This is a genomic window from Sulfitobacter sp. 15WGC (assembly GCF_005068605.1).
Classification (GTDB): Bacteria; Pseudomonadota; Alphaproteobacteria; order Rhodobacterales; family Rhodobacteraceae; genus Sulfitobacter; species Sulfitobacter faviae.
On sequence record NZ_SZNL01000004.1, the window covers coordinates 117,333 to 130,942 of the forward strand.

Annotated in this window: 14 protein-coding genes; 5 read left to right on the top strand and 9 right to left on the bottom strand. The window is 64.1% G+C overall.

What is annotated here, in order from left to right:
- Positions 1 to 75 precede the first annotated feature (75 nt).
- Positions 76 to 705: a ribonuclease HII gene (locus FCK22_RS04825; protein ID WP_067265994.1), complete on the top strand. Its 630-nt coding sequence runs from the start codon at positions 76 to 78 to the stop codon at positions 703 to 705.
- 88 nt (positions 706 to 793) lie between these two features.
- Positions 794 to 1,894 carry a site-specific DNA-methyltransferase gene (locus tag FCK22_RS04830; RefSeq protein ID WP_136720258.1) on the top strand — a complete coding sequence of 367 codons (1,101 nt, stop codon included), beginning with the start codon at positions 794 to 796 and terminating at the stop codon, positions 1,892 to 1,894.
- A gap of 128 nt (positions 1,895 to 2,022) precedes the next feature.
- On the opposite strand, the gene FCK22_RS04835 is transcribed toward FCK22_RS04830, so the two are convergent.
- The 3 genes from FCK22_RS04835 to mutY all read right to left on the bottom strand — a co-directional run bounded on the left by FCK22_RS04835 (position 2,023) and on the right by mutY (position 4,794).
- Positions 2,023 to 2,400, bottom strand: a complete 378-nt coding sequence (locus tag FCK22_RS04835; protein ID WP_248646431.1) for a response regulator — start codon at positions 2,398 to 2,400, stop codon at positions 2,023 to 2,025.
- 114 nt (positions 2,401 to 2,514) lie between these two features.
- Positions 2,515 to 3,663, bottom strand: coding sequence for an alkane 1-monooxygenase (locus FCK22_RS04840; protein ID WP_136720260.1), 1,149 nt, complete (start codon positions 3,661 to 3,663; stop codon positions 2,515 to 2,517).
- 66 nt (positions 3,664 to 3,729) lie between these two features.
- The gene (gene mutY, locus FCK22_RS04845; protein WP_136720261.1) at positions 3,730 to 4,794 is read right to left on the bottom strand and encodes an A/G-specific adenine glycosylase; all 1,065 of its coding nucleotides are present in this window, start codon (positions 4,792 to 4,794) and stop codon (positions 3,730 to 3,732) included.
- A gap of 82 nt (positions 4,795 to 4,876) precedes the next feature.
- On the opposite strand from mutY, the gene FCK22_RS04850 reads away from it, so the two are divergent.
- Genes FCK22_RS04850 through FCK22_RS04860 form a run of 3 tightly spaced genes read left to right on the top strand, consistent with a single transcriptional unit; the run spans position 4,877 to position 7,226 of the window.
- Positions 4,877 to 5,386: a DciA family protein gene (locus FCK22_RS04850; RefSeq protein WP_067263163.1), complete on the top strand. Its 510-nt coding sequence runs from the start codon at positions 4,877 to 4,879 to the stop codon at positions 5,384 to 5,386.
- A gap of 35 nt (positions 5,387 to 5,421) precedes the next feature.
- Positions 5,422 to 6,108 (top strand): DsbA family protein, encoded by a 687-nt coding sequence (locus tag FCK22_RS04855; RefSeq protein ID WP_067263165.1) that lies wholly within the window; start codon positions 5,422 to 5,424, stop codon positions 6,106 to 6,108.
- Positions 6,108 to 7,226 carry a CaiB/BaiF CoA-transferase family protein gene (locus tag FCK22_RS04860; protein WP_067263168.1) on the top strand — a complete coding sequence of 373 codons (1,119 nt, stop codon included), beginning with the start codon at positions 6,108 to 6,110 and terminating at the stop codon, positions 7,224 to 7,226. Before FCK22_RS04855 ends, FCK22_RS04860 begins: the two co-directional genes overlap by 1 nt.
- On the opposite strand, the gene lpxK is transcribed toward FCK22_RS04860, so the two are convergent.
- The 6 genes from lpxK to FCK22_RS04890 form a co-directional block, all read right to left on the bottom strand.
- Entirely contained in the window at positions 7,223 to 8,209 is a 987-nt protein-coding gene (lpxK, locus tag FCK22_RS04865; protein WP_136720262.1) for a tetraacyldisaccharide 4'-kinase, read from the bottom strand. The two genes, FCK22_RS04860 and lpxK, sit on opposite strands and share 4 nt — an antisense overlap.
- Positions 8,196 to 9,440, bottom strand: coding sequence for a glycosyltransferase N-terminal domain-containing protein (locus tag FCK22_RS04870; protein ID WP_067262183.1), 1,245 nt, complete (start codon positions 9,438 to 9,440; stop codon positions 8,196 to 8,198). The genes lpxK and FCK22_RS04870 overlap by 14 nt, the downstream gene beginning before the upstream one ends.
- A gap of 6 nt (positions 9,441 to 9,446) precedes the next feature.
- Complete coding sequence (locus FCK22_RS04875; RefSeq protein WP_067262181.1) at positions 9,447 to 9,689, bottom strand: DUF4170 domain-containing protein; 243 nt, start codon at positions 9,687 to 9,689, stop codon at positions 9,447 to 9,449.
- Positions 9,690 to 9,752: 63 nt separating this feature from the next.
- Positions 9,753 to 10,529 carry a 3'(2'),5'-bisphosphate nucleotidase CysQ gene (locus tag FCK22_RS04880; protein ID WP_067262179.1) on the bottom strand — a complete coding sequence of 259 codons (777 nt, stop codon included), beginning with the start codon at positions 10,527 to 10,529 and terminating at the stop codon, positions 9,753 to 9,755.
- Positions 10,522 to 11,868, bottom strand: coding sequence for a TldD/PmbA family protein (locus tag FCK22_RS04885; protein ID WP_136720263.1), 1,347 nt, complete (start codon positions 11,866 to 11,868; stop codon positions 10,522 to 10,524). Before FCK22_RS04885 ends, FCK22_RS04880 begins: the two co-directional genes overlap by 8 nt.
- 112 nt (positions 11,869 to 11,980) lie before the next feature.
- Positions 11,981 to 13,510, bottom strand: coding sequence for a DUF2125 domain-containing protein (locus tag FCK22_RS04890; RefSeq protein ID WP_067261706.1), 1,530 nt, complete (start codon positions 13,508 to 13,510; stop codon positions 11,981 to 11,983).
- Positions 13,511 to 13,610: the final 100 nt, after the last annotated feature.

Genomic DNA, 13,610 nt, shown 5'->3' on the forward strand with positions numbered 1-13,610 from the left:
GGGGGGGGGTGTTCGGGCGCCTCCCCTTTCTCTTTTCTGTTGCACCTTAGGGGCGCATGCGGTTTCACCAGCCCCATGATACCTGACTATGAACTCGAACGCGGGGCGATGACCCGCGGCTTTCGCACCATCGCCGGTGTGGATGAAGTGGGCCGTGGCCCGCTGGCCGGGCCGGTCACTGCCGCCGCCGTGGTCTTTGCCGAAGGGCAGATCCCCGAGGGGCTGAACGATTCCAAGAAACTGACCGCCCGCGCCCGTGAAAAGCTTTATGAAGAGATCATGTCGGTCGCCGTGGTCTGCGTGGCCCATGCCACGGTCGAAGAGATCGAGGAACACAACATCTTGCGTGCCAGCCATCTGGCCATGACCCGCGCCTTGGCCGGTTTGGCCTGCAAAGCGGACTATGCGCTGATCGACGGCAATATGCTTCCGCGTGATTTGGCGCTGCCCGCGCAACCTGTGGTGAAGGGCGATGCGCGCTGTCTGTCGATCTCGGCGGCTTCTATTGTTGCGAAAACCGTGCGCGATAACCTCATGGTGGATTTGGCGCAACAGCATCCGGGTTACGGTTGGGAAACCAATATGGGCTATGGCTCGAAAAGCCACATCGCCGCCCTGCAGGATCTTGGTGTCACCCCACACCATAGACGTTTGTTCAAACCGGTACACAATATCTTGTATCAAGCCAATTTGTTAACCGATTGATTCAAAAAAGAAATTGACCACGATTCTCTGATGGCTCATTTTATCCACAACCAATGAGCGCTTAAGCGCCGGGTAATGAGGCAGAGATATGAAAACGATGACAAAGGGCGCCGCGGCGCTTCCCTTGAACACTATTGTTGCGGGCGATTGCATTGAGGCAATGAACGCCCTCCCAGCAGAATCGGTGGATCTGATCTTCGCGGATCCACCCTACAACTTGCAGTTGCGAGGTGATTTGCATCGCCCCGACAACTCCAAGGTCGATGCAGTTGATGACGAATGGGACCAATTCGCCAGCTTCAAAGCCTATGACGAATTCACCCGCGCATGGCTCAAAGCCGCGCGGCGTCTGCTCAAGCCCGATGGCGCAATCTGGGTGATCGGCAGCTACCACAACATCTTTCGCGTCGGTGCCGCGCTTCAGGATCAGGGCTTCTGGATCCTTAACGACGTGGTCTGGCGCAAGTCGAACCCAATGCCGAACTTCCGTGGCAAGCGCTTTACCAATGCCCATGAGACGATGATCTGGGCCGGCAAGAGCGAGAACAGCAAATACACCTTCAACTATGAGGCGCTGAAGGCGCTGAACGAAGGCATCCAGATGCGCAGCGATTGGGTGCTGCCGATCTGCACCGGCCATGAGCGTCTGAAGGATGAGGCGGGCGAGAAAGCGCATCCGACGCAGAAGCCCGAAAGCCTGCTGCACCGCATCCTCGTCGGCTCGACCAACCCCGGCGACGTGATCCTCGACCCGTTCTTCGGCACTGGCACCACCGGCGCCGTGGCCAAGATGCTGGGCCGCGATTTCATCGGGATCGAACGTGAGGAAGCCTATCGCAAGGTTGCCGAAAAGCGGATCTCGATGGTGCGCAAATTCGACAACGAAGCGCTGCAAACCACCACCTCCAAACGCGCCGAGCCGCGTGTGCCTTTCGGCCAGCTGGTCGAGCGTGGCATGCTGCGCCCGGGCGAGAACCTCTATTCCATGAATGGCCGCCACAAGGCCAAGGTCCGCGCCGATGGCACCCTGATCGGCAGCGATGTCAAAGGGTCGATCCATCAGGTGGGCGCGGCCTATGAGAAAGCCCCCAGCTGCAACGGCTGGACCTATTGGTGCTACAAGAAAGACGGCAAGAATGTCCCCATCGACATTCTGCGTCAGCAGATCAGAGCCGAGATGGCGAACTGATCCACCCCGGATAATCGAACACCGCCGGCACCCGTGGCCCCTCTGCGTGAGGGGCATGCACACGGGTGCCTACCTTGACCCCGCCCAATGGCGGGTTTTTTTGGTTCTGCTTTTTCTGTGAGGCTGGCCTAATGCATCTGCCGGTTGCGGCCCTGAAGCGCGCGCAGCGCAGCGGCGAGGTAGCTGGCATCGAAGTCGCATTTATTCACCACATAGAGCACCCCGGCAGAGGCGGCTTTCTCCCACATGATCGGAGAGGGCCAATCGCTGAGCATGATGACGGGGGTTTGAGCGTGGCGATGATCACAGGCCAGTTCCAACGCGAAATTTGCGCCCAGCCCATCGGGCAGGTTGTTGTCGAGCAGGATCAGCGCCTTGTCCCCGGCGCGGAGCGCCCGGCGTGCGGCTTCGATGCTGGGGGCGAATTCGACCTGCATCCCGCCATAGGCGCGGGCCAGAACGCGGCGCAGCCTTTCTCTGTCAAATTCACTGTCTTCGACGATCAGACAGGTGCCATCATAGGCCGCCGCGCGGCGTTTGTTGGTGCTGCATCAATACCACTCCACTGGTAACAATCGCAGCTTTTCTGGCAGGCAAAGTTTAACTTTGCGTTGCCGTGTTCAGAGCCGGGGCAGGGGATTGCTGGCCTTGTTGTAGGCTTTCCAATCGGTGATCTCAGGGTAATACATCTCGCGCCATTTGCGCACCCGCGGGTTCATGACGCGCCGCCACAGTGGCGGCACCATGGCGGCCATGGTCATCACCGGATAGCCATAGGGAAGCTGTGGCGCGTCGCCCGTGCCGTAGGTCTGCAAGACCGGAAAGCGCCGGTCGGGTTTGTAGTGGTGATCGGAATGGCGTTGCAGGTTGATCAGCAGCCAGTTGCTGGCCTTATGTGCCGCGTTCCACGAATGGCGCGGCTGGACATGTTCATATTTTCCGCCGCCCAGATGTTTGCGCGTCAGCCCGTAGTGTTCGATGTAATTGACCAGTTCCAATTGCCAGATCGCCACCCCGGCTTGGACAAGGAACAGGCCCAGCCCGCTCCAACCGCCCAAGATCAGCGCCAGCAGCAAAAAGGTGGCTTGCAGCGCCCAGTATTTGAAAAAGGGATTGCCCGGATCGGTCCAAGGCAGCCCCTTTCGGGCCAGCATGTTCTTTTCCGCTTGGAAGGCCGAGGTGAGCGACTCGCGCAGCACGCGGGGGTAGAAGCGATGAAACCCTTCGTTGTAGCGCGCCGTCACCGTGTCGCGCGGGGTGCCGACATGGCGGTGGTGCACCAGCAGATGCTCTGACCGGAAATGCGAATATAGCACCATGGCCAGCAGGATATCCGCCAGCCGCCGCTCGGTCTTGTTACGTTGGTGCATCAGCTCATGGCTGTAGTTGATCCCGATGGTGCCGGTGATGACGCCGACGCCAAAGAACAGAAAGATCCGCTCTGCCGTGCCCAGATGCCCGGCGCGTGTGGCGTAGTAGATCAGGCCAAAGACGGTGAGGAATTGCAGCGGGGTCCAGAGCAGGGTGACAAGGCGGTACCAATAAAGGTCATCTTCCGTCGCCTCCAGATCGGCGTTGTCGAGGTTCAACCCCAGCACCGCGTCGAGCATTGAAAACAGATACCATGTCACCAGCGGCAGCAGTGCGATGGTCCAGCCGCCCTGCGCCGCACAGAACCACGCCAGCGGGATCAGCAGCAGGGACATCCAGAAAGGCAGGGCGCGCGACAGACGGGCGAGGTCTTGGGCGGCGATGATGCGGTTGGCCATGGGGCACCTCATAGTTGCGCGCCAGATATACCGCAGTTTATCCGAGGCTCAAAGCCTGACGCGGCGCTATCGCGCGAGGTCGAAGGCTTTGCGCATGACGGTGGGCAGATCGCTGGGGCGGAACTGGTTCTGGCCGATGAATTCACCGTTTTCGGGGCGGCTGTCATGGCCGACCCGGGCGTGCTGTACCGTCAGCATCAGATGAAAATGGGTGAAGGTGTGGCGCACCTCGCCGGGCAGGGCGCGCCAATCGGCGGCCAAGGGCGGCATGCCTTCGGGCCGCGGCTCGGATGTGTCGACCCAGTCGGAGCCGGGCCAGCCGAGCATACCGCCAAGCAGCCCCTTCTCGGGCCGCGTCTCTAGCAGCCATGCGCCATCCTCGCGCTCTGCCAGATAGACCGTGCCGTGACGGATGGGTTTCGGTTTCTTCGGCGTCTTCTTGGGCAAGAGCGCCGCCGTGCCTTCCGCCCGCGCGGCGCAGGGATCGCGCCAAGGGCAAATGCCGCAGGCGGGGGATTTCGGGGTGCAGATCGTGGCGCCGAGATCCATCACCGCTTGGGCATAGTCGCCGGGCCGGGCCGCGGGGGTCAGGGCGGCGGCGCGGGCCATCAGCTCGGGCTTGGCGGCGGGCAGGGGCGTGTGGGTGTCATAGATCCGCGCCATCACCCGCTCCACATTGCCGTCGAGCACCGCATGGGGCAGATCGAAGGCGATGGAGGCAATCGCTGCCGCCGTATAGGGCCCGATCCCCGGCAGTTTCAGCAGCGCGTCGTGATCCGCGGGGAAATTGCCGCCATGCTCATCCACCACCACCCGCGCGCATTTCAGCAGGTTGCGGGCGCGGGCGTAATAGCCAAGCCCGGCCCATTCGGCCATCACATCGGCATCCTCGGCAGCGGCGAGGGCGGCCACATCCGGCCAGCGGGCGGTGAACCGTGCGAAGTAATCCTTTACCGTGGCCACGGTGGTCTGCTGCAACATGACCTCGCTCAGCCAGATGCGGTAGGGGTCGGGCATGACTCCGGCGATCCGGTCCTGCGGCGGCACCCGCCATGGCAGGGCGCGGGCATGGGTGTCGTACCACTCTAGCAGGATCGGCGGCAGCTCGCTGACGCGGGTTTTCTCACGCAATGTTTAGGCCTTTCGACGGGGCAGGGGCTGGTGACGCTGGGGCAAATGGTTATGTATGTCAGCACATTCGGGAAACAAAGCCATGCCGCCACGTCGTACGACTACAAAAGGGTTCAAACGCACCAACAGCCTGCTGTCGCAACAGATCCGCAAGGCGAGCGAGACGCGCGGCTTTGCGCAATCGCGTCTGCTGACCCATTGGGCTGAGATCGCGGGCGAGGCGACCGCCGCCATCTCGCGCCCTGTCGAGATCAGCTATGGCCGCAAGGAAGGCATCGGTGCCACCCTGACCCTGCTGACCACCGGGGCCAATGCGCCCATGCTGGAAATGCAGAAAGAGCAACTGCGCGCGCGGGTCAACGCGGTCTACGGCTACAACGCCATCGCGCGGGTGCGGATCACCCAGACGGCGGCGACCGGATTTGCCGAAGGGCGCGTCGCTTTCGATCACAAGCCCAAGGGCGAGAAGCCCCGCCCCAACCCCGCGTTGCAACAAAAAGCAGCCGAGGCCGCCAAGCCGGTGGCCGATGAGGGGCTGCGCGAGGCCCTTGCACGTCTGGGCGAGAACATATTGAACAAGAACCAAAGCTGACGATCTGATAGCTGGTCAAACGGAAGGAACATCCTATGAATCGCAGAAACGTAATCCTTGGCGGTCTTGCCACCCTCGGCGTCGGCGGCTGGTTCGCCGCGAGCAGCTTTGGCTCGGCCCCCCTTGGCAGCACTGCGCTGACCCCCTTCGTCGGCGCTGCGAACGCGCAAACGACCGAGGGCGAAGTCGACACCTCCGGCATCACCGAGATGGTCCTGGGCGATGAGAACGCGCCGGTGACGGTTGTCGAATACGCCTCTTTCACCTGCCCGCATTGCGCGACCTTCCACAACGACACCTTCAAAAAGCTGAAGGCCGATTACATCGACAGCGGCAAGGTCAAGTTCATCTACCGCGAAGTCTACTTTGACCGCTACGGTCTCTGGGCCTCCATGGTGGCGCGCTGCGGCGGGCAGGAGAAGTTCTTTGGCATCGCCGACCTGATCTACAAATCGCAAAGCGAATGGACCCGCGCGGGCGAGCCTGCCGCCATCGTCGATGAGCTGCGCAAGATTGGCCGTCTGGCCGGGCTCGATAACGAGACGCTGGATGAATGCCTGAAAGACGGCGGAAAGGCCGAGGCGCTGGTGGCATGGTACACCGCAAACGCCAAAGAGGATGACATCTCAAGCACGCCGAGCTTTGTCATTGACGGCAAGAAACACTCCAACATGTCCTATGCCGACATGAAGGAAATCCTCGACGAAGCGCTGGCTGGCTAATGACCGCACCGCTTGCAGGACTGAAAGTCGTCGAATTGGCGCGTGTTCTGGCTGGCCCTTGGGCCGGTCAGACACTGTCGGACCTCGGATGCGAGGTGATCAAAGTGGAAAGCCCGGCGGGGGATGACACCCGCCAATGGGGGCCACCCTTCGTCACCCGGGAGGAGGATGTCACCGCTTCCTATTTCCACTCGACCAACCGGGGCAAAGCCTCGGTCACCGTGGATTTCCGCACTGAGGAAGGTCAGGCGCAGGTCAAAGAGCTTTTGGCCGATGCGGATATCCTGATCGAGAATTTCAAGACCGGGGGATTGGCAAAATACGGGTTGGACTATGCGAGCCTATCTGCGCAGTTCCCGAAGCTGATCTATTGTTCGATCACGGGGTTCGGCCATACCGGGCCTTATGCCCATCGCGCGGGTTATGATTTCATCATCCAAGGCATGTCCGGCCTGATGTCGATCACCGGAGAGCCGGACGGCCAGCCGCAGAAATCCGGCATGGCGATCACCGATATCTTTACCGGGGTCTATGCCAGCACCGCGATTCTGGCCGCCGTTCATCAGCGTCACCAAACCGGGGTGGGCCAGCATATCGACATGGCCCTGCTTGATTGCGCCGTGGCGATCACCGGCAATCAGGCGATGAACTATCTCACCACCGGCAAGGCGCCGACGCGGATGGGCAACGCCCACCCCAACCTGACGCCCTATGAGGTGTTTGAGTGTTCCGACGGCCATCTCATCATCGCCACCGGCAATGACGGGCAGTACCAGCGCCTGTGTCAATTGCTGGGGCTCGATGACATGGCCACCGCGCCGGAGTACCTCAAGAACGCCGACCGGGTCGCCAACCGGCCCGAGATGATCCGCCGCCTGACCGGGGCGACCCGGCTGCGCAGCCGTGACGACCTTTTGGCCGCTTGCGAAGCGCATGGCGTGCCTGCCGGGCCGATCAACGACATGGCCGATGTCATGGCCGATCCGCAGGTCGTAGCGCGGGGCATGCAGATCGAACTCGACGGTGTGCCGGGGCTGCGCTCGCCCTTTACCTTTTCGGGGGCCGAGCTTTCGCTGCACCGGCCTGCGCCGAAACTGGGCGATGACAACAAGGCCTAAGGCGGTGGCAGCCTGTCCAGCGCTGCATGCAGCGCGTTGCCTTCGGGCAGGGACAGGCGCACCGGCAGGGTCAGCACCTTGGCACGGAACTCCATCGGCAGGCGCACCGCGTCTTTCTCGGTGGTGACAAGCTGGGCGCCGCGCATCGCGGCCTCGGCCTCCAGCCGCAGCATCAGCCGCGAGGTCAGCGGCTGGTGATCCTCCAGCGCCTCGGCATGAAGGATCGTCGCCCCCAGCCCGCGCAGCGTGGCGAAAAACTTCTCTGGATGGCCGATGCCTGCAAAGGCGAGGACTTGGGAATCCGACCAATCCATCCCGGTTTGCAACGGCGCGAGTTCGGCGCGGGCGTGCGGCAGGTCTGTCTTGGGCAGTCGTTTCGCAAAGCGCGCTTGGGCCGCCTCATCCCCGATAGAGAGCAAGAGATCGGCCCGCGCCAGCCCCGCCGCGACAGGCTCACGCAGCGGCCCGGCGGGCAAGCACAGGCCGTTGCCGAACCCTTTGACCGCGTCTACCACGACGATGCTCAGATCCTGCACCAGCGCGGGGTTCTGAAAACCGTCATCCAGCACCACCAGCGTGGCCCCCGCAGCTTCGGCGGCCTGCGCGCCCGCTGCGCGATCCCGGGCGACCCAGACATCCGCAAAGGCGGCGAGCAGCAGTGGCTCGTCCCCGATCTCCTCGGCGCTGTGCTGCACGGGATCGACCCGCACTGGCCCCTCTAGCGTGCCACCATAGCCGCGTGAGACGACATGCGGGCGATGGCCGCGCTCCAGCAGATATTGCAGCACAGCCATCACCGTGGGCGTCTTGCCGGTGCCGCCTGCGTTGATATTGCCGACGCAGATCACCGGCACCCCCAACCGCAGCGGCGTGCCGCCCGCCAGCCGCCGCGCGGTGGCCGTGGCATAGAGCGCGCCCAGCGGTTGCAACAACCGTGCGCGCCAGTCGGGGCGGGGCAGATGCCAGAAATCAGGCGCGCGCATCGGATGCTCCCATTTCTTCGTCGAGCCGGTCTTGCACCATATCAATCACCCTATCGGCCAGTTCGGCCCCTTCGCTGATCACGTCCCAGCCCGCATGGGCCATGGTGGCGGCCTGATCCGGCGCAATCAAGCGCGACACCGCATTGCCAAGCGCGCCCGCGTCATTGACGATCCGCGCCGCGCCTGCCGTGGCGAGCCGCCCGTAAGAGGGCAGGAAGTTGCGCACCTTGGGACCGTAGAGCACCGCCGAGCCAAGCGCCGCGGCCTCGAAGGGGTCGCAGCCGCCGTGGCCCGAGACCAGCGAAGACCCGAGGAAAGACACCGGCGCCACCCGAAAGAACAGCCCCCGGTCGCCCGGATCGTCCGCCACCATGACCTGCGTCGTCTCATCGGGGTAAGGGTCGTCGCCCCACCGCATCGTGGTGAACCCCCGCGCGCGGGCGCGCTCATGGGCGATATCGGCGGTCGGGTAATCATGGGTGTGCAGGATAAGCAGCAACCGATGCGAGAGGCGCAGCGCTTGGCGATGGGCGGTGAGCACGACAGGTATCTCTCCGGCCAAAACCTGCGTCGCATACCAAACCGGACGCCCGACCAGACAGGCCGACATATCCGCCAAATCCGATTCCGCGCAGCGCAGCGCCTGACCACCCGCCAGCAGCGGCGAGGTCACCTGCCCCTTGTTGCGCGGCAGGCCCAGCTGCACGAGGCGGCGCAGCACGGCGGGGGAACGGGTCAGCACCTGATCGAAGGCCGCCAGCAACTGCCGCGTCACATCGGGCAGCCAACGGTCCCGGCGGCCATCGAAACCGGCGCTGTCGGCGTCGATCATCATCATGGGGCAGCCGCGCGCTGCGGTCTCCAACACGAGGTTGGGCCTCAGCCCGCCCCATGTCCACAGGCAGAAATCGGGCCGCCAGTGGTCAAGGAACCGCGCCACATTGTCGGGGTGTTCGCTGGGGGCGGGGAAGATGAACAGATCGCGCGTCTCGGGCGTGGGCAGCTCTTGGGCCGCCGCGCTTTCCGAGAGGGTGACCAGCACTGCGACCCGGTCGCGCATCGCCATGAACCGTTTGGCAAGGTCGAGCACGGCCAACACGTTGCCCGCTTCGGCGGCATGCATCCAGACCAGCTCCCCCTCGGGGCGGGGGGCGTAGGGCGGCGCGTCTTCGGCCCCGCCCCGGCGCACGAGGGCGCGATAGGCTGCAAGCCCCAGCGACCGCGCCGCCATGGTGGTTTATTCCAGCTCTTCGGTGGGCGAGGCCGAGGTCTCTTCGTCGCGCAGTCGGTGCAGATGGGCGATGTAATAGCGCATATGCGCGTTATCCACGGTGCGATGCGCTTCGGATTTCCATGCGTCATAGGCGCTGGCATAATTGGGGAAGATCCCGACGATGTGGATGTCGTCGACATTCTTGAACGCGTTCTTGGTCGGATCGACAAGTTCGCCACCGAAAACAAGGTGCAGGCGTTGGGTCATTGAGCTGTCCTTTGATCTGTCAAAGCTGCGGTGCTGCGCATAGTGCCTAGCAGATGAGGCCGGTCACGCAAGGGCGTCGATCAGCGCGCGCTGCACCGAAGGCCCACCCGCCACGATGCCATCAACACGCGGGTCGCGGTTGTTGAACCTAAGCGGTGCGCCCGTGGCGGTGGTGCAACTGCCGCCCGCTTCGGCCACGATCAGCGTGCCGGCGGCGATGTCCCATTCCCATGTGCGGCGCAGGGTGATCATCGCGTCGAAAGAGGCATCGGCCACCAGCGCCATACGGTAGGCGAGCGAGGGGCGGTAGCTGCGTTTGAACACCGGTGCCGCGCCGCCGTGCCAGCGTTCGGCCACCAGCGCGGGCCGCGCGGCAAGCACGGTCGCCTCGGCCAGTTTGCCCACCTCGGAGGTGCGGATCGGCGCGCCGTTCAACGTGGCCCCGCCGCCCCGGTGCGCGGCATAGAGCATGTCGCGCATCGGCAGATAGACCACCGCCGCCGTCACCGCGCCGCCCTCGGCCACCGCCAGCGAATGCGCCCAAGTGTCGGACCCTTCGACAAAGCTACGGGTGCCGTCGATCGGATCGATGATGAAGACCCGCTCATGCCCCAGCCGGTCGGTATTGTCCTCCGTCTCCTCAGACAGCCAGCCATAGTCGGGCCGCGCCCTGCGCAACTCCGACAGCAGCAGATCGTTCACCGCCAGATCGGCTTCGGTCACCGGGCCTGCGTTATCGGGCTTGTCCCAACGTTTCGCCGTGGCCCCGACAAAGCCGCGCGCCACGGCACCCGCCTTGCGGGCGGCGTCGATCAGGAGGGTGAGATCGTCCTCAGGCACCGGCAAGGGTCATTCCCGGCACCAGCAGCGAAGGCACCACGCGGCTAAGATGCGTCCGCGCGTCATTGGCGGGGATCATCGCCCGCAGCATGTCACGCAGGTTGCCCGCGATGGTGCATTCGTTGATCGCATGGGTGATCTCACCATTCTCGACCCAGAGGCCCGAGGCGCCGCGCGAATAGTCGCCCGTGTTGGGGTTGATCGTGCTGCCGATCATGGAGGTCACCAATAGCCCCGTGCCCATCTCGGCAATCAGATCGTCGCGGCTGGCCTCGCCTTGGGTCAGCGCGATGTTCCAGTTCGACGGCTGCGGGCCAGAGCCGGGGCCGCGCGCGGCGTTGCCGGTGGGGCTGAGTTCCAGCTTGCGGGCGGTGGCGAGGTCGAGCGTCCAATCTTGCAAGATGCCCTTGTCGACGATGGCCCGCCGTTGGGTCGGCAGCCCTTCGGCGTCGAAGGGGCGCGAGCCGGTGGCGCGGATGCGGGTCGGGTCTTCGATCAGGGACAGGGCTTCGGGCAGCACCTGTTCGCCCTTGGCATCGCGCAGGAAGGACGCGCCGCGCGCAATCGCCTGACCGTTGATCGCCCCCAACAGGTGCCCGATCAGCGAGGCGGCGATGCGTTCGTCGAACAGCACCGGGTAGCTGCCGGTGGGGGGCTTGCGGGCGTCGAGCCGCGCCAGCGCGCGTTCGCCCGCGCGTGTGCCGATCTCCTGCGCGTCGCGCAGATCGGCCTGAAAGATGCGGCTGTCGCCGTCATAATCCCGCTCCATCCCGGTGCCGCTGCCTGCGATGGCGACACAGGACAGCCCGCGTTCGCTGCGGGCATAGCCGCCCTCGAACCCGTTTGTCGCGGCGAGGTAAATCTCTTGCGCGCCATAGCCCGCGCCCGCCGATTGCACTTGGCTGACCCCTTTGACGGCGAGCGCGGCGGCTTCGGCGCGGGCGGCGTCCTCTTGCAGGGCTTCGGGGGAAGGTTCGGGCGTGGGGTCGCAAAGCTCCAGCCCTTCGGCATCGCGGCGCGGTGAGAGTTGATCGGGGTCGGCCAGCCCGGAATAAGGGTCTTCGGGCGCTTCTCGGGCCATGGCGACGGCGCGTTCGGCCATTTCCTCGATCGTGCGCGATGACGTGTCGGAGGCCGAGACATTGGCCGAACGTTGGCCGACGAAGACCCGCAGCCCGATGTCCGTCCCTTCGGAGCGTTCGGCCTGTTCCAGCGCCCCGCCGCGCACTTCGATCGAGACAGAGCTTGCCGTGATCGCCATGGCATCGGCCGCATCCGCCCCGGCCTTGGTGGCCGCGTGAAGGAGGGACTTGGTCAATGCATCAAGGGCGTCTGGCATGGTCTGGCTCCTTTTGGGGTTGGAAAAGGGGTAATCCCCTGCCCCGCGGGGGGCAAGGGCTGGGCTCTATTTTCCCAGATAGGGCAGGCGCGGCGCAGGGCCGCGCCGCCGGTTATTTGATCTGCTGACCGTTGGCGAGGATGCCGCCCTCTTCGGTGAACTCGATTCTGGAGGTCAGGGAATCTTCGCCCTCGCCCGGCACGGTGAAGAGGCCCATCATCATCCGCGCGCCCATCGCCTGATCCTGCGGCACGAGGCCCATCGCCACCAATTTGTCGAGCAGGGCCACACCGCCGACCAGCGACAGATCCAGTGCGCCCACGGGTTTCGGCATGCCGGGCACGGTTTGCATATCGTCATTGTCAAAGGTGATCGCGCCCGAGGCGTCGAACTCGGCCCCGGCCACGTCCAGCGACACTTCGTTCACGTTCAGCGCGTGAATCTCGCCCGGCGCCTCACCGCCCATGGTGGCGGTGACTTCGGGGTCCATCAGTTCGAACAGCAGTTTGGCCTTGCCCGACAGGTCCACGACCAAGGTCGCCGGGTCGCGGGGCAATTGGCCGGTGGGATCGAAGATGCCCCAGATCATGTCCGACATCTCAAAACGGTCGAGCGTGACGCCAAAGGCGAAATCCTGTGGCTCTTCGGACTTCAACACCGGCATTTTGAGGTTAAAGGCGCTCTCTGCCATGCTGAACTGGATCGGGAAGGGCATGTCGGCGGCGGTCACGCTGACCTCAATGTCCTGCTGGCCGCCGTCATAAGAAAGCCCCTCCGGCCCCATGGCCACGCCGAGCTTCGCCCCGGTCGAGCTTGAGATCAGTTGAAACTCCCCATTCTCGGGGTCGGAAACCTGCATGTCGGTGCGGCCCGCGCCAGCGGTAAAGCTACCGTCGAAGGCAAGACCTTCGCGCATCATCGCGGCCACGTCGGCGCCTGCGTCGATCATCGGCAGCGTGCCGCTGCCGTCAAAAACCACCTGATCGACCCCGCCCGTCACGGCAACGCGGGCCGGGTCTTCGGGGGTTTTCATCACCACGTCATATTGCAGGCTGTCGATGCGGCCCGATTGGTCATAGCGGCGCGTCTCGGTGCCGGTCATCTCGGTCCGGCTGCTGACGCCGGTACCGATCAGCGTGAACTTGGCTTCTTCCTCGGTATAGCTTTGCTCGCCCACCTTGAGCCCGGCCAGCGTGAGCGAAATGCTGTCGGCGGCATAGTCGTATTGCAGTGCCTCGGCGCTGCCGCTGGCGCGCATCACCGGCGCGGTCTGGGCGTAGTTCAACACCATCGACACCGGTTCATCCTCCGCCGTTTCGGGCGCGACGTTGATCGTCATCGGCATGACGGTGGGCATGCGGATATTGACCGCCCCGTCACCTTCGGGCTCAAAGCTGAGCGTCCCGAGCGACATGGAGAAATCGCCGCCCTCTTCGGCCATGTCCATCTTCAGGGTCACATCGCTGACGGTCAGGTCATCGCCGTTGAAGGCTTCGCTTGCCTCGACCTCATAGCCCATGCTCTCCATATACTGGCGCCAATCGCCCCAGACGTCGGAAGGGGTCAGGTCGGCCCAGAGGGGCGTCGAAGCCAGCGTGACCGGCAGGGCGAGGAACAGCGATGCGGTGGAAATGCGAGACATCGGAAAATCCTTTTCGGCAATGAGTTACGCATAGGGTCTGCCAATCCCCGCGCAGGGTCAAGCGATGCGAGGCTGGACCCGGGTTGATCGGCAGATTACC